We start from the raw sequence: 19320 nt of genomic DNA, 5'->3' as shown, positions 1-19320 counted from the left end.
TTATGGAAATAATGCAATCTTGGATAATAGAGGGCCAATAATAGGAACTCTCCTGATTTCCTTTTTTCGTATTAAGCCTGTCAATAAACAACCGATTGCGAAAACAATTACGATAACGGCTATCGAAATAATCAAACGCTGAATCATAGGGATTCCGATTAACCATTGTTCATAGAGCATGTGTCCGATTAATCCGGAGATGGACATGACGACAAGAGCCATGATGTATTCATGCAAGTAAATGGTTAAGTGGATTTTCTTCATAACAGTAGCGAAATGTAAAAGAGTAACAAGCACAGTAGATACACAGATGGCAATAGCAGCTCCCATAATCCCGATATTCGGCTGTGTTACGAGTGTGAGGATTAAGATGATTTTTGTTATTGATCCAATTAGACTGTTAAACATAGCCGCTCTGGCCATATTAAGAGCCTGCAACGTAGCCTGAAGAGGACCTTGAAAAAAGAAGAGCAGAAAAAAGGGTGCCATAAATCGTACATATATGCTGGCATGGTCATTATGATACATGACCTGCATGACTGGTTCAGCAAGTACATATAGAGTGACCACGGCTAGGGAGCCACTTAAAAAAGCAAATCGGAGCGACTGCTGCAGCCGGTGAATCACTTGTTTGATATTTCCTTTATAATAGGCTTCACTGACAGCAGGGACTAATGATGTACCCAGTGAATGGGTGATAAAGGAAGGAAGCATAAGTAATGGTACGGCATACCCTGCCAGTTCACCATATTGTGCAGTAGCGACGCCAGTCGCAACCCCTGCTGCCAAAAGACTCCTTGCCACAACAATCGGTTCAAAAAACCAAGTAATAGATCCGATCATCCTGCTTCCTGTAGTAGGAATGGCAATGGATAAAAGCTCCTTTAATGTATCTTTACCAGATGAAACATAGTTGAAAAATTGTTTTCTCATTCTGAAACTCTTTTTAAATTTAAACATCAACATTAAATATAGCAAAGAGGCAATTTCTCCAATGACTGAGGCTACCATGGCACCGGCAGCTGCATATTCAATTCCATAGGGCAAAAAGGCTTTCGTCAATGCGGCTATCATTGAAATACGTACAATTTGTTCAATAATATTTGAAATCGCATAGGGCTTCATATTTTGTTTCCCTTGAAAGTATCCGCGCAAGACAGCTGAAACAGCCGTTATTGGTACAATTGGTGCAATCGCCAATAAAGGCAGTAAAGTTCTGGAGTCTGTGAATACATGAGTTGATAAGTATGGAGCAAACATAAATAGTAATGGGGTGAAAATTAGAGAAAGACTTCCGGTCACACATAAGGACACAACCAGTATTTTCTTTGTTTTATGATGATCCCCTTTTGCTGCTGCCTCTGCCACAAATTTTGAGATTGCAATGGGCATTCCAAGCTGAACGATTGCAATCACTAGATATAATGATGGCAATGCCATCATATATAGACCGACGCCCTCTTCACCGATAAAGCGGGCAATCACAATTCGATTAATAAATCCTAAGATCTTCGTAATGAATCCTGCAATCAATAAGATAACAGTTCCCCTTATAAACTTGGACATTCAATTCCCCTCCTTCTCAAACAAGCAGCAATCATATACAATTATCTATATGCATGCAAATGGACTAACCATGACAAGCTTCACAGAAAAAGTGAATATCTATGAAAAATGAGGGTTGGAGGACGATTAAATTGGACAGACAGCATCCGTATGAGAAATTTCGTTCAGAAATGTTACCAGCTTTAAAAAGTAAACAAGAAGAATTTCAATTGTTAGGTTATCCGGAGGTTCAGGGAAACGATATTTGGATGTATTTAACGAATAAAAAATGGAAGAAACCTAATCCTGAAATAAGGGCATATGAAATTTTTCAAGATATTATGAGTGTCAAAGTGGCACATTATATGAATTATGCGACAATAGAGGCATTAAAAGAAGGTGAGGCTATGAAGAAAAATATGGCTTCAGGGCTTGAAGAATTCAAAGATTTATTTTCATGATTTTATAGAAATATAAGCGGTATATATCCATGCATTAATTTCCAATTCATATGAAATCAAATTGACACTTTGTATTCTATCTTTCATAATAAGAACGGTAAAATCAAATTTTAAAAGATTGAAACAACTGGAATAAAACATAGGAACCGAGTAAATCGGATAATCACGTTTTATTAAAGTAGCGTCCTTCCATGCTGCTTCAATCGGGATATTATGATTAGGGGGCTATTTACATAATGGTTAAGAGAAGTAGAATCCTGGCTTTCTTCCTTATTGTAATCGTATTAGGAGTTACCTTTGTTGGTACAACATCTAATATCATGCAAAACATTAAGCTGGGCCTTGATTTACAGGGCGGGTTTGAAGTTCTTTATAAAGTGGAGCCAGCAAAAGATGGACAAAAAATTGATGAAAAAGCAATGGCGGCTACTGCAAGCGCATTGGACCGAAGAATTAATGTTCTCGGTGTCAGTGAACCGAGCATTCAAGTTGAAGGCAATAATCGGATCCGTGTACAGCTAGCAGGCGTAGATGATCAGGAGAAAGCAAGGGAACTTCTATCAACGCAAGCCAATCTAACTTTCCGTGATGTGAACGATAAAGTAAGAATGGATGGCGGGGATTTAAAAGAAGGAGGAGCCAGCCAATCTTTTGATAGCCAAACCAATCAACCTATTGTACAGGTCCAATTAAAAGATGCAGATAAATTTGGACAAGTTACAAGGGATATTTTAGCCATGGCGCCAGAGAATCAACTAGCTATTTGGCTGGATTTTGAAGAAGGAAAAGATTCCTATAAAGAAGAAATCACAAAAGAAGATCCTAAATTTATTTCAGCACCAAACGTGAATCAAGTGATCAATTCAGATACAGCCGTTATTTCAGGTGACTTTACTGTAGAAGAGGCTAAAGACCTCGCTGAAATTTTAAATGCAGGTGCCCTGCCGGTTAAACTGAATGAGATCTATTCAACATCTGTAGGTGCTAAATTCGGTGAAGAAGCATTAAATAAAACGCTATTAGCTGGAATTGTTGGGATCCTGGCTATCTTTATCTTTATGGTTGCTTATTACCGATTCCCAGGCGCGATTGCAGTTGTCTCATTGTCTGCCTATATTTATTTAATCATTCTCGTATTTGATTGGATGAATGCTGTTCTTACATTGCCAGGTATAGCAGCCCTCATACTTGGGGTGGGGATGGCGGTCGATGCGAACATTATTACAAATGAACGGATCCGGGACGAAATTCGTAAAGGACGTTCCATTAAGGCAGCCTATAAAGAGGGGAATAAGCACTCCTTGTCTACAATAATGGATGCCAATATTACCACTTTACTTGCAGCAGCTGTTCTGTTTTATTTTGGAACCAGTTCAGTCAAAGGCTTTGCGACCAGTTTGATTGTCAGTATATTAGTCAGCTTTATAACGGCTGTGTATGGTACAAGATTGATTATGTCCTTATGGGTGAACAGTAACTTCCTTAACAATCGCCCAGGCTGGTTTGGGGTTAAGAAAAGCGACATTCATGATTTAAACGAATTTAAAAAGGATAAATATTTACCTACGAAGTTTGATAAATGGGATTTCATTAAGCCTGCAAAGAAATTCTTTATCTTTTCTATTATATTAACCATAATTGGAGTAGGATCCTTATTTGTAAATGGTTTAAATACAGGTATCGATTTTTCCAGTGGGTCCAGAATTCAAATCAATGCTGATAAAGAACTATCAGTAGATGAAATCCAAAAAGATCTTACTGAAAACGAAATTGATTCGCAAGATATCGTTATGGCAGGTGAGGGTAACAAGTCGGCTGTTGTGCGGACGAAAGATGTCTTTTCAAAAGATGAAATTGCAGAGCTAAACAATTACTTTGATTCCAAGTATGGGCATAATCCGAATATAAGTACGGTATCCCCGACAATAGGTAAGGAGTTAGCCAAAAATGCGCTGATTGCGGTAGCGATTGCTTCAATTGGTATTGTTATTTATGCGACCCTACGCTTTGAGTGGAGAATGGCTCTACCTTCTATATTGGCGCTCCTGCACGATGCGTTTATGATAATAACGATATTTAGTATTTTTAGAATCGAAGTGGATTTAACCTTTATAGCCGCTGTATTAACCATCATTGGGTATTCGATCAATGATACAATCGTTACGTTTGACCGTATTCGTGAGAATATGCAAATGAAAAAACGCATTAAGACTCAGGAAGAAATTAATGAGATTATCAATATCAGTGTTCGCCAAACAATGGTCAGGTCTATCAATACTGTTCTAACTGTGTTAGTTACTGTGTTGGCGATGATGTTCCTTGGAAGCGAATCAATCTTTAATTTTAACCTTGCTCTATTAATCGGTTTGGTAACTGGTATGTATTCTTCTATTCTGCTTGCAGCCCCTATTTATGGAATCCTAAAAGGCAAAGAGCTGAAGAAGAAAGGTGTTATCAAAACATATAAAGAAAAGCGCGTAAACAACGATCAACCACAAGTTTAATGATGTTTCATACAAAACAGCCCGGTTCTTTTTCTTGAGAAGCGGGCTGTTTTTATGGTAGCTTACACCAGTTCACAAAAAGACTTTATGTGTTATAACTGATTATTTTGTGTGCTTTTTTTGCTGTGTATGCAAGATCTAGTAAAGGTAAACAATAGACTAACAAACATGGAGTACGTTTTTTCTTTGTAAGATAAGGGGATTAAGACTATATACATGATTTATTAAAATTTTTCATAATACTTTATAAAGGAGTAGGAATATGAAAAAACTTCAGTGGTACGTGATTCTTGGGATAGTATTTGCTCTTATCGTTGCTATTTTTGCTGTTGTTAATGTGGATAAGGTGGATGTTAATTATGTATTTGGAACGGCTCATTGGCCCTTGATTTTGGTTATTTTAGGATCTGTTGCCATGGGTGGAATCATTGTTGGTTCTGTAATGGCAGTCCGTATTATCTCTCTGACTAAGCAGATAAAAGAACTAACAAATGAACGGATCGCTTATAATGAATTGGCTGACAATGATCTTAACACTCACCCAAAATCATAAATATTTAGAATCACTCATTGAACCTTTGATAGATATTTTTTATAATAGATAGGTCAGGGGTGACAATATGTTACAATCAAAAACACGTTGGCTTTTAAAAAAAGCTGATGAAACCATTATAAATCTATTCATGCAAGAACTTGAACAGCCTCGTATTGTGGCTACATTATTGGTCAACAGAGGAATAAAGACCGTAGAAGAAGCGCGGTCTTTTTTGTATGCAGCCCAGCAGGATTTCTATGATCCGTTTTTACTATCAGGTATGGAAGAAGCTGTGAGACGGATTGTGAAAGCTGTAAAAAACAACGAAAAGATTACTATATTCGGAGACTATGATGCCGATGGGGTCAGCAGTACGACCATCTTAATGCTCACGCTTAAAATAATGGGAGCAGAACATGTGTCATGGTATATTCCAAATCGCTTTACAGAAGGCTATGGCCCAAATGAAGAGGCTTTTCGATTCATAAAAGAACAGGGAACTACGTTACTTATCACAGTAGACTGTGGCATTTCGGCCATTCATGAGGCTCAAGTGGCGAAAGAATTGGGAATGGATTATATTGTGACGGACCATCATGAACCGGGTCCTGAGTTACCGCAGGCATTAGCTATCCTTCATCCCAAAAAGCCGGGTGAAACTTATCCGTTTTCAGAGTTGGCAGGTGCAGGTGTGGCAATGAAATTGGCCCATGCTTTACTTGGTGAGTTGCCTGATGAGTTGATTGGCATTGCTGCAATTGGAACAGTAGCTGACTTGGTTCCTCTTCATGATGAAAATAGATTAATTACGATTAAAGGGATTCAGGCATTAAAGAAATCAACGAGACCGGGAATCCTTGCCCTTTGTCAAAAAGCAGGTATTCAGCGCGATTCCTTAAATGAGGATTCCATTGGATTTGGATTGGCACCGAGAATAAATGCTGTAGGAAGATTGGAATCGGCAGATCCAGCTGTAGAGCTTTTACTTACAGAAAGTCAGGAAGAAGCTGATTCGATAGCCGACGAAATAGATTTATTGAATAAAGAGCGGCAATCAATCGTAAAAGAAATGACCCAGGAAGCGATTGAGGAAGTGGAGAATAACTATCCACCTGAAACCAATCCGGTCCTAATTATTGCCCGTGAAGGATGGAATACTGGTGTAGTAGGGATTGTAGCCAGTAAGCTTGTAGAAAAGTATTATCGTCCGACGATCGTATTAAGTATTGATCGTGAGAAAGGAACAGCAAAGGGATCTGCACGCAGTATTCCAGGATTTGATCTTTTTCAAAACTTATCTTTAAACAGAGAACTGCTGCCTCATTTTGGGGGCCATCCTATGGCTGCTGGTATGACATTGAAAATAGAAGATGTTGAGGAATTGAGACAACGATTGATCAATCAGGCTAATGAAATTCTAACAGAAGAAGATTTCCAGCCTGTTACTGAGATAGATAGCTTAGTTGCGATTGATGAAATTTCATTAACGCTTATTCAGCAAATGTCCCAGCTTGCACCGTACGGGATGCAAAACCCAAAACCGAGGATTTTGATTGAGGATGCCTCAATAACAACTTCCAGGAAAATTGGGGCAGATAAAACTCATCTTAAACTTCAGCTCGAACAAAATGACGCTGGGTTAGATAGCATTGGGTTTGGATTAGGAGAGTTCCTTGATCATTTATCTCCGCAGGCCAAGGTATCTGTAATTGGGGAATTGGCGATAAATGAATGGAATAATATAAAAAAGCCCCAATTGTTTTTACAGGATCTTTCTGTACCAGGGTGGCAGTTATTTGATTGTCGCAGCGATAAGGGGAAAATACATGTTCAGACAGTGCCGTCTCCACGCAAAATCATCTTATTTCAGGAAGAGAGTAGGGTGTGGCTGACGGAATTTACTAAAGAGAATGATCAAATTATCCATATTACCTCTTTAGAAGCAGCTCAACAGGAAACTTTAGACGGCTATCATGTAGTTTTAGCAGATTTACCTTCACAAAAAGATATATTTGAAGCACTTTTTATTGGAAAATTGCCTAAAAGAGTGTATGTTTACTTTCGTACCACTCAAAATGATTATTTCTCAGCGTTTCCAACAAGAGACCAATTTAAATGGTATTATGCCTTGTTGGCAAAAAAAGGACCTATTTCATATAAAGAACTGCGTTCCATGCTGAATATTCATAAAGGCTGGTCAAAAGAAAATATTGATTTTATGACAAAGGTGTTTTTTGAGCTCGAGTTTGTTACAATAAATAACGGACTCATTGATTTGGTAAGGACCAGTATGAAACGGGATCTCCAAGAATCTAAAACCTATCAAGAAAGACAAGCAAGAATGGCGTTGGAACAAGAGCTTCTATACGCTTCATTCAATCAGCTTTATGAATACCTTGGCAAGTTGATTCGATCCCACATGGAAAACAAGGAGGAAACTGAGCAATGGATTTAAAACAATATATAGCGATCGTAGAAGATTGGCCTAAGCCAGGGATTAAATTTAAAGATATTACCCCACTTATGGATAACGGGAAGGCATATAAATATGCAACAGATCAAATTGTAAAGTTTGCTAAAGAGAAAGAAATTGATATTATTGTAGGACCGGAAGCACGTGGATTCATTATCGGCTGCCCTGTAGCTTATGCAATGGAAGTTGGCTTTGCGCCAGTGCGTAAAGAAGGCAAGCTGCCTAGAGAAACCTTTAAAGTTGAATACGGTTTGGAATACGGTAAAGATGTGTTAACCATTCATAAAGATGCAATCAAACCAGGTCAGAGAGTATTGATTACTGATGACCTATTGGCTACAGGCGGAACAATGGAAGCGACTATTAAATTGGTTGAAGAGCTTGGCGGAGTTGTAGCAGGATTAGCTTTTTTAGTTGAGTTAACGTACCTTGAGGGCAGGAAAAAACTTGCCGGCTATGATATACTCACATTAATGGAATATTAAGCATATAGTAATGGCGTTCTAATTATTAGAGCGCTTTTTATATTATCAAATTGCGAATAATAGCGAAACAACAGATTAAATCTTGTTCGTTACTTTACAAGAAAACTTTTTTTGATGATAATAGAAACAATCCTCTTTTTAACGATTAACCTATATGGTTTAACATAGATAACGATAAGCAAAAAACGTGGAAATACGGAGTAAAAGGTGATTTCATGGCAAATGAGCAAATTTATACCGCTGAGCAGGTCTTTGATAAAGCAAGAAACTATATGAATGATAAAGATGTGGCATTCTTAGAAAAAGCGTATGAATTCGCCAAAGAAGCTCACAAGGAGCAATATCGTAAATCCGGTGAGCCGTATATTATCCATCCAATTCAAGTTGCTGCCATCCTGGCGGGCTTAGAGATGGATACATTTACAGTAGCGGGCGGATTTTTGCATGACGTTGTAGAAGATACTTCCGTAACACTGGAAGACATTAAGGAAACCTTTAACGAAGAAGTAGCCCTTTTGGTTGACGGTGTAACAAAGCTGGGAAAAATTAAATATAAGTCAAAGGAAGAGCAGCAAGCTGAGAATCACCGTAAAATGTTTATCGCAATGGCTAAGGATATTCGTGTAATCATGATTAAATTAGCTGACAGGCTGCATAATATGCGTACTCTGAAGCATTTACCTGTTGAAAAACAGCGTAGGATTGCGAATGAAACGCTCGAAATATTTGCACCGCTTGCGCATAGACTCGGTATTTCAACGATTAAATGGGAACTTGAAGATACAGCTCTCCGCTATTTAAATCCTCAGCAATATTATCGAATTGTAAATTTGATGAAAAAGAAGAGGGCGGAGCGAGAAGAGTATCTATCAGATGTCACCGACCGAATGAAGGAAAAGCTGAAGGAAGTTTCTATTCAGGCTGATATATTTGGACGACCAAAGCATATATACAGTATCTATCGGAAAATGGCTCTTCAAAATAAACAGTTTGAAGAGATTTATGATTTAACGGCAGTCCGTATTATTGTAAATAGTATTAAAGATTGCTATGCAGTTCTTGGTATCATTCATACATGCTGGAAGCCAATGCCTGGTCGTTTCAAGGATTATATAGCTATGCCGAAAGCAAATATGTATCAATCTCTTCATACGACCATTATTGGTCCAAAGGGTGAACCTTTGGAAGTACAGATTCGTACGACAGAAATGCACCGAACAGCTGAATTCGGGATTGCGGCACACTGGGCTTATAAAGAAGGCAAAGATCTAACATCGACACAACGAATGGATAAAAAGCTGGATTGGTTCAGAGAGATTGTTGAATTCCAGGATGCCTCTACCAATGCAGAGGAATTTATGGAATCTCTCAAACTGGATTTATTTGCGGATATGGTATTTGTTTTTTCACCAAAAGGTGATGTGTATGAGCTGCCAAAAGGATCTGTACCGATTGATTTTGCCTACCGCGTCCACTCAGAAATCGGCAATAAAACGATTGGCGCTAAAGTAAACGGCAAAATGGTTACGCTTGATTATGTGCTGAAAACCGGCGATATTATTGAAATATTAACATCTAAACATTCCTATGGCCCAAGTCAGGATTGGCTGAAGCTGGCAAAAACTTCACAAGCGCGAAATAAAATACGACAATTCTTTAAAAAGCAACGCAGAGAAGAAAATATAGAAAAAGGCAAAGAATTAGTTGATAAAGAAGTCAAGGCAATGGAATATGATGTGAAAGAAGTTTGTACTACTGAGAACCTGAGGAAAGTCGCTGAAAAATTCAATTTTGCCAATGAAGATGATATGTATGCAGCAGTGGGCTACAACGGAATAACAGCTGCTCAAATTGCGACAAGGTTAACAGATAAGCTTCGTAAAAAGAGAGAAAAAGATCAGGAAGTAAGCTTGCTTGATGCAGTCTCTGAGTTGCGTATGATTCCGAAAACGAAGAAGAAGGATTCCGGGGTCCGTGTAAAAGGGATTGACAATATGTTAATCAGATTATCACGCTGCTGTAATCCTGTTCCTGGTGATGAAATAGTTGGGTACATTACAAAAGGACGCGGTGTTTCGGTCCATCGGGCAGACTGTGTCAATGTATTGGATGAAGAAAGTAAAGAACGGATTATCCCGGTAGAATGGGAAAGCAGTCAGAGCGTTCGAAAAGAATACAATGTTGATATCGAAATAAATGGATTTGACCGGAACGGCTTGTTAAATGAAGTGCTTCAAGCTGTTAGTGAAACGAAGACCAATATCACGGCTGTATCAGGTCGTACAGACAGGAACAAAAGTGCGACAATTACCATGTCTATATCAATTTATAATGTAAGTCATTTGCATAAAGTAGTTGAACGGATTAAGCAAATTTCCGATATTTATTCTGTCAGAAGAATTATGAGTTAGGGGTAAAAAAATGAAAGTGGTATTGCAACGTTCAAAGGCAGCATCAGTGCGTGTCGATGGTGAAACAATCGGCGCCATTACCTCCGGGTTTGTGTTATTAGTTGGAATTACTCATGAGGATACGGAAGAGGATTGCCGTTACCTTGCTGATAAAATCGTTCATCTGCGCATATTTGAAGACGAGAATATGAAGATGAACCATTCCTTGCTTGATGTGGGCGGTGAAATTTTATCGATTTCCCAATTTACCTTATATGGTGATTGCCGCAAGGGAAGGCGCCCAAACTTTATGGCAGCAGCCAAGCCCGATGAAGCTGAAAAATTGTATGATATGTTTAATGAAATGCTGAGAGAAAAAGGGTTGAAAGTGGAAACAGGCAGATTCGGGGCGATGATGGATGTCGAGCTCATTAACGACGGACCTGTGACGCTTATTCTCGAAAGCAAAAACTAAAAGTTAAGCAGCGCAGTAGCTTTCTTTAATACCGTACACCTCCATATATCTGAGTTATTTCAGACATATGGAGGTGTTTTTTTTTTGTAAATCAATAATTAGTGATCTAGCTGAATTTATATTTCAGGATTGAAATCAGCTAAACTGAGCGATTTAGCCGATACAGAGAAAAACAGGCCGAACTGAGCGATAATCCAGCCGATTCGAGAGAGTAATCAGCCGAATTGAGCAAGAAACCAGCCGATTCAGGAAAGAAACAAGCCAAATTGAGCAAAAATCCAGCCAGAGCAGAAAAGAAAGGAACCGAACTAAGTCATACAGCCGGTACATGGGGAAAATCCGCCGAACTGGGCGATAATCCAGCCGATTCTACCAATAATCCAGCCAAACACACCAATAATTCAACCAGCCAATACCTCTAAGTAATTTACATTCTCCACCCAAAGAATTATCCATAAAAACTCCCTTTATGCTATCAATTAAAAGCATAAAGGGAGGATCCAAGTTATTAAGAATAAATCTGTTGATCTTTACAACGTGTTTCATAAATCATAGCTTTTCGGGACGCTAAATTTCTAAATCAGAAAAGTAGGCAGCTAATCCATTTGCAAGACCATCTGTGATGGTCTCCTGATAGTATTCTGTTTGGATAAGAGCTTCCTCAGCAGGATTATTTATATAGCCTAATTCCAATAAAACAGCCGGCCGAAGATTTTCTCGTAAAACGTGCAGGTTGTTCTGCTTTACTCCCTGGTCATTTAACGGTGTCTCGTTTTGCAATAAATATTTTTGAATAGTTAAGGCTAGTTGCTTTTGATAGGAATGATAATAATATGTTTTAATACCACTTTTATCTCCATTCTGATTACTATCATAATGGAAACTGATAAAGGCATCGGCTCTATTCATATTTGCAAGATTGGCCCTTGCATGTAACGCTACATACCGATCGCTGGAACGAGTCATGACCACGTTCGCTCCGGCTGTTCGTAACTTCTCGTATGCCAGTTTAACGGTCTGAAGCGTTAGACTTTTTTCTAAAGTGCCAGCTGGTCCGGATGCTCCGCCGTCAGTGCCTCCATGTCCGGCATCAAGGATAATCGTTTTCCCCATTAATGACTCATTCCTTTGAAGACTTGAATTCCGTTCACTCTCTGATTTTGTATACCAACTTGGGATCCATCCTTCTTTTTTAGATGGAAGTTCAATTTTAAGCATGTTTCTAATTTTTTTGAGAACGGTATATTCCTCATCTTTTTTTACTGTTCCAATGATTGAAGCATCTGGTTTATCCGATGCTCGTACATTTAGTACGGAAGCTGTTATACGGATTCTCTTTGAGGGTTTTTGTAATTGATGTCGATGTATGTAGTTGCTGTGGATCCAGCCTATATGGTCCTCATAGGTGAAAGAAATCCAGCTATCCTGTTTCTCTATTATGTGAATTACTGTTCCGATAGGAAGATTGCCGAGTACCTTAAACTCTGTGCCTGGGCCTTTTCGAACACGTAGACCGTCTGCAGTAACAATACCGGAATCGGAGGTAAGATCCGCTTCTTTATAGCCTGTAACGAGCCAGCTGGCTACCCATCCTGTTTTTTTGTCACTGAGCTTTAGTTTAATCCAATCTTCATCTATTTCCAGGACATCATAAACACTCCCCGCCTGGATTTCATCGATGATGGATGCCTTTATATTTGCCTCCTCCCGGACATAAATAGATGGCTCATTAACCACAATTTTATCGATCGTTGCATGTGCGGTTGGTATAGAATTTTTCATCGGCGCAAGCAGTAGGGTTACACATAGAAAAACCAAAATTTTTTTTAGCAAGATAATAATCGCTCCTTCTTTAAAAATCAGGGCCAGGCGTTTGTTAAAGAAAAAATATTTTTTATGAAAGATACTTTACACAGTCGGGAATACTGATTAAGACAATCTGTAGTTTAAATAAATAAGGGGTGTTCATGATATGAGATACAGTGAAAAGGGATTAATCACACAAAATGCCGGTAAACAAATATTCGGAGTGGATTTTCATGATTTTTTGGTTAAAGAACAGAATAATTCCATGGTGGAGCTTGCTTCGGAATTTGGCCTGTCCGTCAGAGACGTGAAACAACTAAAAAAGAAACTTGGACGTTCTTAAGGGTTGACAACTAGGAAGTTACTTCGTAATATTAATTAAATAAAAATACATATTATATTCCAATGATGGTGAAGAGTAATATAGATCACACATGATCAGAGAAGAAGTGTCTTAGGCTGCAAACACTTCTGCATGTGCCCATATGAACGAACACACCGTAGGTTTCGCCCTGAAAAAACGTTAGTTTCTAGTAGGGGATGAACGTTAAACAGGCGTTAACTGTAAAAGTGGGAGCTTTTTATGCTCCAACTAGGGTGGCACCGCGGGTAACAACTCCCGTCCCTTGCATATGCATGGGACTGGGAGTTGTTTTTATTTTACCTAAAATTACCAAGCCATGCCAATTGGAAATGGTTATAGATTGCATTTTAAGGAGGAATTTTGATATGGCCGTTCAAATACCAAGGGGAACCCAGGATATCCTTCCTGGTCAATCAGAAAAGTGGCAGTATATCGAAAACGTAGCAAAAGAAATTTGCTCAGTGTATCAGTATCAAGAAATACGTACACCAATTTTTGAAAGTACCGAGTTATTTGAAAAAGGTGTGGGAGATACAACAGACATTGTACAAAAAGAAATGTATACATTTACGGATAAGGGAAACCGCAGTTTAACTTTGCGTCCGGAAGGTACGGCAGCGGTAGTTCGTTCCTTTGTGGGAAATAAAATGTATGGGAATGCTATTCAACCTGTTAAGTTGTTCTATATTGGGCCTATGTTCCGATACGAGCGTCCACAGGCAGGGCGTTTCAGACAATTTGTACAGTTTGGTGTGGAAGCTTTAGGGAGTTCCGATCCGGCAATTGATGCAGAAGTAATTTCATTAGCCATGAATATATATAAAAAGTTAGGGTTAAAGAATCTGAAGCTAGTGATTAACAGTCTTGGAGACAAGGAAAGCCGTGCAAAACACAGAGAAGCTTTGATTGCGCACTTTAAGCCCCGGATTGAGGAATTTTGTCCAAATTGTAAAAATCGCTTAGAACGTAACCCATTACGAATACTAGATTGCAAAGAGGACCGTAATCATGAATTAATGTCTGGCGCACCGTCCATTATCGATTACTTAAATGAAGAGTCTACCGAGTATTTTAACAAAGTAAAAGCGTACTTGGATGCGATCGGAATTGCTTATGTTGTGGATCCAGGCTTGGTTCGCGGACTTGATTATTACAATCATACAGCTTTTGAAATCATGCTCGATTCTGAAGGATTTGGGGCAATTACTACTCTTTGTGGAGGCGGCCGTTATAACGGACTTGTTCAAGAGGTGGGCGGTCCTGAAACCCCTGGGATTGGATTTGCTTTAAGTATTGAAAGATTGCTATCTGCACTTGAAGTCGAAAATATTGAGCTTCCGATTGAAAAAAGTGTAGATTGTTTTATTGTTTCACTTGGCGACGAAGCAAAGGATTACTCTGTGAAACTGGTAGATGAGTTGCGCAGCAACGGAATTTCAGCTGAAAAGGATTATTCCGATCGCAAAGCAAAAGGCCAATTTAAGGCGGCGGATCGTGTAAATGCCAAATTCGTGGCTGTACTTGGAGAAGATGAGCTGAAAGAAAATAAAATTTCTTTAAAAGATATGCAAACCGGTGAGCAACAGCAAGTGGGGCTCGCTGAGTTAGTAACAGAATTAAAAACTAAACTGGGAAGATAATAGGAGGAATTACAGTGTACGGAAGAACATATTTTTGCGGAGAAGTACCGGTAACAGCAATCGGAGAAGAAATCACTGTCAAAGGGTGGGTCCAAAAAAGACGTGACCTTGGCGGGTTAATTTTTATCGATTTAAGAGACCGTACAGGCATTGTCCAAGTTGTATTTAACCCAGATTTATCACCTGAAGCCCTAGGTCTAGCTGAAAAAATCAGAAGTGAATATGTATTAAGCGTACGGGGAAAAGTGGTAGCGCGTGAAGAGGGAACGATAAACAAAAACCTTAAAACAGGTAGTATTGAAGTTCAGGCAGAAGAGGTAATCATTATCAATGAATCCAAAACACCTCCATTTGCGATTACAGATAACGAAGAAGTATCTGAGGACCTTCGTTTATCTTACCGATATTTAGATCTTCGTCGTCCGGTTATGTTCGAAACGTTTAAAATGAGACATAAAGCGACTAAAGCAATCCGTGACTTCTTAGATGGAGAAGGCTTCCTTGATATTGAAACACCTATTTTAACTAAGAGCACTCCAGAAGGCGCGCGTGATTACTTAGTACCAAGCCGTGTGCATGAAGGTGAATTTTATGCATTGCCGCAATCGCCTCAAATCTTCAAGCAATTATTGATGGTTTCTGGAATTGAACGCTATTATCAAGTGGCACGTTGTTTCCGTGATGAGGACTTACGTGCAGACCGTCAGCCTGAGTTTACACAAATCGATATTGAAACTAGCTTTATGAGCCAAGAGGATATTCAGGATTTGACTGAACGCATGATGGCTAAAGTGATGAAGGAAGTCAAAGGAATCGAGCTTTCTTTACCACTACCGAGAATGACGTATGATGAAGCGATGAGCCGATATGGTATTGATAAACCTGATACTCGTTTTGCGATGGAATTAATTGACGTTAGCAATATCGTTAAAGATTCAGGCTTTAAAGTCTTCACAGGTGCAGTGGAATCCGGCGGACAGGTTAAGGCATTGAATGTAAAAGGTGCTGCTTCTAATTACTCCAGAAAAGATATTGATGCATTGGGTGAATTTGCTGCCCGCTACGGTGCAAAAGGGCTTGCATGGATGAAGATGGAGGAAGAAGGTCTAAAAGGACCAATCGCAAAATTCTTCCAGGATGAAGACGGAAAAGGTTTAATCGAGGTTACTGGTGCTGAAGCTGGAGACTTGCTGCTCTTTGTTGCTGATAAGAAATCCGTAGTCGCAGACGCATTGGGTAATTTACGAAATAAATTAGGAAAAGAATTAAACCTAATTGATGAAAGTAAATTTAATTTCTTATGGGTAACTGACTGGCCGCTTCTTGAATATAAAGAAGAAGATGGAAGATATTATGCAGCTCATCACCCATTCACAATGCCTGTTAGAGAACAAATTTCTTTGCTTGACGAAAACCCTGGTGAAGTAAAAGCAATTGCTTACGACCTTGTGTTAAATGGTTATGAATTGGGTGGAGGAAGCTTACGTATCTTTGAACGTGCTATTCAGGAAAAAATGTTTGAGGTCCTCGGATTCACACCAGAAGAGGCTAACGAGCAATTTGGTTTCTTAATGGAAGCCTTTGAATATGGTACTCCACCACATGGTGGAATTGCCTTGGGATTGGATCGTTTAGTCATGTTACTTTCCGGCCGTTCAAACTTACGTGATACGATTGCATTTCCTAAGACTGCAAGCGCGAGCTGCCTGTTGACAGATGCACCGAGTGAAGTATCTGAAAGCCAGCTTAAAGAGCTTAGTCTAAAGGTCTCAAAAATGGAATCGGGCTTGAAAAAGTAACCTGCTTTTGATATGATTAAATCAATTAATAGACGTCCTGAAGTGTACGTTATGCATCCTTTTTGTTTTGACCGAACATTTCTTTTAACGGGAGTCCGGAGTTTACCGCTTGCGCAAATGCCTTTTTCGTGAAGGACTTGCAACAAAGTGGAACAGGACACCCACCTGCCGAGGGCGGGCCAAAGCACTAGGCATCAAACGGCACAATTTGGGGCGTCTATACTTATGAAGAATTGTTATAACTCATTGCAGCTGCTGCAATGAGTTTTTTATTTTTATCGATGAAAAATATATCCTTTCATTCCTAGTAGGAAAGTATGGTATCATAAATCGAAACGACGGAACAGCTAATGAAGAAAAGGTACATAATTTTAGAACGATACAATACTGCAGTGGCTGTTAATCAATGGTTTATCTCAATTGTCTAAGCGAAAGAATAGCAAGTAAAGGGATTGGTAGATAATCGTGGCCTGCTGCTGAATCAGCTGAAACTGTATTTTACATCGATAAATGCTTTCGTTTAAAATACAATCAAAGAGTTAAGCGCGTATAGATGAACAGAAATGTTTAGGAAAATAAAAATAGGTAATTACATTTACTAACAAAATGAAATTGGAGTGGAGCTATTCATGTTGCATCAATTCTCACGTAATGAATTGGCTGTCGGGAAAGATGGCTTGGAAATATTAAAAAATACAACTGTGGCGATTCTAGGTATTGGCGGAGTGGGTTCTTTTGCCGTGGAAGCTTTAGCGCGATCCGGGGTGGGCACGTTAATCTTGGTAGATAAGGACGATATAGATATAACAAATGTGAATAGACAAATTCATGCGTTATTATCCACTGTTGGAGAGCAAAAAGTAGATGCTATGAAAAAGCGTATTTTTGACATCAATCCAGATTGCGAAGTAATTGCTTTAAAAATGTTCTATACAGAGGAAACATATCAGGATTTCTTCGCCTATAAACCGGATTATGTAATCGATGCCTCCGATACGATTATTTACAAAATTCACTTGATGAAAGAATGTTTGATAAGGAATATTCCTATCATCTCAAGCATGGGCGCAGCCAATAAGATGGATCCAACCCGCTTTCAAATCGCGGATATATCTAAAACACATACAGATCCATTAGCTAAAGTGATCCGTACAAAATTAAAGAAAGAAGGCATTCGAAAAGGGATTCCAGTCATTTTCTCCGATGAGAGCCCAATTGTGCCTTTTGATGAAGTGACAAAAGTGGTGGGCAACCAGGATGCAGATATTCGTAAGGCTAAATTCCCGCCTTCATCTAATGCGTTTGTACCATCTACGGCAGGATTGATTGCAGCAAGCTGGGTAGTAAGAGAAGCATTGAAGGAAATTAAAATCAAACGAGTGAATGATTAACGTTATGGGTGAATTGTTACCTGCATGTAAAAAAGATTGGCTAATAGAAGCCAATCTTTTTTACTGCTTATTTTTAAACTGTTCCAGTCTTTCATATATAGCAGCTAATCGTTTCTCCTCGCCGGATTCAATCGGATCATAGTATTTTGTTCCCTTTAAGTTGCCTGGGAGATAATCTTGTTTGACCCAGCCACCGAAAGTGCCGATAGGGTAGTCATGCGGGTATTTATAACCAACATGCCCGAGGTCTTTTGAGCCTGAATAATGGGCATCACGTAAATGCTTAGGGATATCCCCGACTTTGCCGCTTCGAATATCCGAAATGGCTTGATCCAATGCCTTATAAGCAGAATTTGATTTGGAGGATAGACACATTTCCACAACAGCCACTGAAAGCGGGATACGCGCCTCGGGAAGACCGAGACGTTCACTGGCGGTAACAGCTGCCAACACATTATTTCCGACGGAGGGATTTGCCAGTCCGATATCTTCATAAGCAATCACTAAAAGTCTCCGATTGACTGCAACCAGATCACCAACCTCAAGAAGGTGAGCTAAATAATATAAAGAAGCATGAACGTCGCTTCCTCTTATGCTTTTTTGCAGGGCGGATAACAGGTTATAGAAGTTTGAGCCTTTTTTATCTCCATAAACTCCTACATTCCCGCCTAAATCGTCAATGACTTCATCTTCTATGATATACGTATCCTCATCCCTGGTTGATGAGAAAACTGCTGATTCCAGCAGCGTTAACGATTTTCTTGCATCTCCATTTGAGTGAAGGGCAATTTTTTTTATTTGTTCCTCGGTGATTTGGATATCCATTTTTCCCAGACCATTTTTTTCATCAGAAAGGGCTCTTTGGAGCAGTGTGATGGTTTCTTCGACAGATAAGCGGGTAAGCTGCTTGATTTGGCCGCAGCGGCTCCGAATAGCTGGATTGACATCATGGAATGGGTTTTCCGTTGTGGCACCGATTAAAATGATATCGCCTCGTTCTACATGTGGCAGAAGATAATCCTGCTGAGCTTTATTGAATCGGTGAATCTCATCAAGAAAGAGGATAACCTGCCCGGTCAGACGTGTTTCATCAACAACTGCTTCGATATCCTTCTTCCCGGCTGTAGTTGCATTTAAAGCAATGAACGGTATTTTGGTGGTTCCCGCAATTGCATAAGCAATGGATGTTTTTCCAATGCCAGGTTCACCATATAATAACATAGAAGGGACATGCCCGTTTTTAATCATTTTATATAAACTGGTTTGTTTGCCGATGATTTCGTTCTGGCCAATAATTTCATCTAAGTTCTTAGGTCGCATTCGAAATGCGAGTGGTTCAGTATTCAACTAACTAACCTCCACAAATAAGCTTCAGGATGCTTTCATTATATCGATAAACGCTTCACATTCCTATATTTTCGTTTTTGCGTAAGAGCTGCGAATTTTATCCTT

The 19320-nt window shown here is 39.2% G+C and carries 15 protein-coding genes, 1 other RNA gene and 1 other annotated feature; of the genes, 13 read left to right on the top strand and 3 right to left on the bottom strand.

From position 1 onward, the window contains the following. Nucleotides 1-1566, bottom strand: a complete 1566-nt coding sequence (gene spoVB / locus AC4BHA_RS07980; protein ID WP_066105462.1) for a stage V sporulation protein B — start codon at nucleotides 1564-1566, stop codon at nucleotides 1-3. 131 nt (nucleotides 1567-1697) lie between these two features. On the opposite strand from spoVB, the gene AC4BHA_RS07975 reads away from it, so the two are divergent. The 8 genes from AC4BHA_RS07975 to AC4BHA_RS07940 all read left to right on the top strand — a co-directional run bounded on the left by AC4BHA_RS07975 (nucleotide 1698) and on the right by AC4BHA_RS07940 (nucleotide 11290). Beyond that, nucleotides 1698-2006, top strand: coding sequence for a post-transcriptional regulator (locus tag AC4BHA_RS07975; protein ID WP_139063839.1), 309 nt, complete (start codon nucleotides 1698-1700; stop codon nucleotides 2004-2006). 236 nt (nucleotides 2007-2242) lie between these two features. Then, nucleotides 2243-4510 (top strand): protein translocase subunit SecDF, encoded by a 2268-nt coding sequence (secDF, locus tag AC4BHA_RS07970; protein ID WP_066105457.1) that lies wholly within the window; start codon nucleotides 2243-2245, stop codon nucleotides 4508-4510. A gap of 262 nt (nucleotides 4511-4772) precedes the next feature. Beyond that, nucleotides 4773-5063 carry a LapA family protein gene (locus tag AC4BHA_RS07965; RefSeq protein WP_066105454.1) on the top strand — a complete coding sequence of 97 codons (291 nt, stop codon included), beginning with the start codon at nucleotides 4773-4775 and terminating at the stop codon, nucleotides 5061-5063. Nucleotides 5064-5130: 67 nt separating this feature from the next. Next, nucleotides 5131-7500 (top strand): single-stranded-DNA-specific exonuclease RecJ, encoded by a 2370-nt coding sequence (gene recJ, locus AC4BHA_RS07960; protein WP_490551091.1) that lies wholly within the window; start codon nucleotides 5131-5133, stop codon nucleotides 7498-7500. Next, nucleotides 7491-8003, top strand: a complete 513-nt coding sequence (locus AC4BHA_RS07955; RefSeq protein ID WP_066105448.1) for an adenine phosphoribosyltransferase — start codon at nucleotides 7491-7493, stop codon at nucleotides 8001-8003. The genes recJ and AC4BHA_RS07955 overlap by 10 nt, the downstream gene beginning before the upstream one ends. A 215-nt stretch (nucleotides 8004-8218) precedes the next feature. Next, nucleotides 8219-10414, top strand: coding sequence for a RelA/SpoT family protein (locus AC4BHA_RS07950; RefSeq protein WP_066105445.1), 2196 nt, complete (start codon nucleotides 8219-8221; stop codon nucleotides 10412-10414). 10 nt (nucleotides 10415-10424) lie between these two features. Beyond that, the gene (dtd, locus tag AC4BHA_RS07945; RefSeq protein ID WP_066105443.1) at nucleotides 10425-10868 is read left to right on the top strand and encodes a D-aminoacyl-tRNA deacylase; all 444 of its coding nucleotides are present in this window, start codon (nucleotides 10425-10427) and stop codon (nucleotides 10866-10868) included. 224 nt (nucleotides 10869-11092) lie between these two features. Continuing rightward, nucleotides 11093-11290, top strand: a complete 198-nt coding sequence (locus AC4BHA_RS07940; protein WP_140461980.1) for a hypothetical protein — start codon at nucleotides 11093-11095, stop codon at nucleotides 11288-11290. Between the two features lie 145 nt (nucleotides 11291-11435). Here the strand turns inward: AC4BHA_RS07940 and AC4BHA_RS07935 are convergent, their stop codons facing one another. Beyond that, the gene (locus AC4BHA_RS07935; RefSeq protein WP_490551092.1) at nucleotides 11436-12701 is read right to left on the bottom strand and encodes an N-acetylmuramoyl-L-alanine amidase family protein; all 1266 of its coding nucleotides are present in this window, start codon (nucleotides 12699-12701) and stop codon (nucleotides 11436-11438) included. A gap of 139 nt (nucleotides 12702-12840) precedes the next feature. On the opposite strand from AC4BHA_RS07935, the gene AC4BHA_RS07930 reads away from it, so the two are divergent. The 5 genes from AC4BHA_RS07930 to AC4BHA_RS07910 all read left to right on the top strand — a co-directional run bounded on the left by AC4BHA_RS07930 (nucleotide 12841) and on the right by AC4BHA_RS07910 (nucleotide 17868). Further along, nucleotides 12841-13017 (top strand): hypothetical protein, encoded by a 177-nt coding sequence (locus AC4BHA_RS07930; RefSeq protein ID WP_175354278.1) that lies wholly within the window; start codon nucleotides 12841-12843, stop codon nucleotides 13015-13017. A 53-nt stretch (nucleotides 13018-13070) separates the two neighbouring features. Continuing rightward, nucleotides 13071-13304, top strand: a binding site (T-box leader). 99 nt (nucleotides 13305-13403) lie between these two features. After that, nucleotides 13404-14678 (top strand): histidine--tRNA ligase, encoded by a 1275-nt coding sequence (gene hisS, locus AC4BHA_RS07925; protein ID WP_066105436.1) that lies wholly within the window; start codon nucleotides 13404-13406, stop codon nucleotides 14676-14678. A gap of 14 nt (nucleotides 14679-14692) precedes the next feature. Further along, a complete protein-coding gene (gene aspS, locus AC4BHA_RS07920; RefSeq protein WP_139892609.1) occupies nucleotides 14693-16477 on the top strand; it encodes an aspartate--tRNA ligase in 1785 nt (594 codons plus the stop codon). A 31-nt stretch (nucleotides 16478-16508) separates the two neighbouring features. Next, nucleotides 16509-16696, top strand: a non-coding RNA gene (ssrS, locus tag AC4BHA_RS07915) — 6S RNA. A gap of 410 nt (nucleotides 16697-17106) precedes the next feature. Next, nucleotides 17107-17868 carry a tRNA threonylcarbamoyladenosine dehydratase gene (locus AC4BHA_RS07910; RefSeq protein ID WP_066105431.1) on the top strand — a complete coding sequence of 254 codons (762 nt, stop codon included), beginning with the start codon at nucleotides 17107-17109 and terminating at the stop codon, nucleotides 17866-17868. 60 nt (nucleotides 17869-17928) lie between these two features. On the opposite strand, the gene AC4BHA_RS07905 is transcribed toward AC4BHA_RS07910, so the two are convergent. Further along, a complete protein-coding gene (locus tag AC4BHA_RS07905; RefSeq protein WP_066105428.1) occupies nucleotides 17929-19215 on the bottom strand; it encodes a replication-associated recombination protein A in 1287 nt (428 codons plus the stop codon). Between the last annotated feature and the right edge of the window lie 105 nt (nucleotides 19216-19320).

This window comes from Pradoshia sp. Z3_51 (assembly GCF_058215915.1).
This window is presented reverse-complemented; position numbering and strand designations above follow the sequence as displayed.

Coding starts and splice junctions, on each gene's coding strand:
- spoVB (WP_066105462.1), bottom strand. CDS start 1,566: ATGTCCAAGTTTATAAGGGGAACTGTTATCTTATTGATTGCAGGATTC.
- secDF (WP_066105457.1), top strand. CDS start 2,243: ATGGTTAAGAGAAGTAGAATCCTGGCTTTCTTCCTTATTGTAATCGTA.
- AC4BHA_RS07965 (WP_066105454.1), top strand. CDS start 4,773: ATGAAAAAACTTCAGTGGTACGTGATTCTTGGGATAGTATTTGCTCTT.
- recJ (WP_490551091.1), top strand. CDS start 5,131: ATGTTACAATCAAAAACACGTTGGCTTTTAAAAAAAGCTGATGAAACC.
- AC4BHA_RS07955 (WP_066105448.1), top strand. CDS start 7,491: ATGGATTTAAAACAATATATAGCGATCGTAGAAGATTGGCCTAAGCCA.
- AC4BHA_RS07950 (WP_066105445.1), top strand. CDS start 8,219: ATGGCAAATGAGCAAATTTATACCGCTGAGCAGGTCTTTGATAAAGCA.
- dtd (WP_066105443.1), top strand. CDS start 10,425: ATGAAAGTGGTATTGCAACGTTCAAAGGCAGCATCAGTGCGTGTCGAT.
- AC4BHA_RS07930 (WP_175354278.1), top strand. CDS start 12,841: ATGAGATACAGTGAAAAGGGATTAATCACACAAAATGCCGGTAAACAA.
- hisS (WP_066105436.1), top strand. CDS start 13,404: ATGGCCGTTCAAATACCAAGGGGAACCCAGGATATCCTTCCTGGTCAA.
- AC4BHA_RS07910 (WP_066105431.1), top strand. CDS start 17,107: ATGTTGCATCAATTCTCACGTAATGAATTGGCTGTCGGGAAAGATGGC.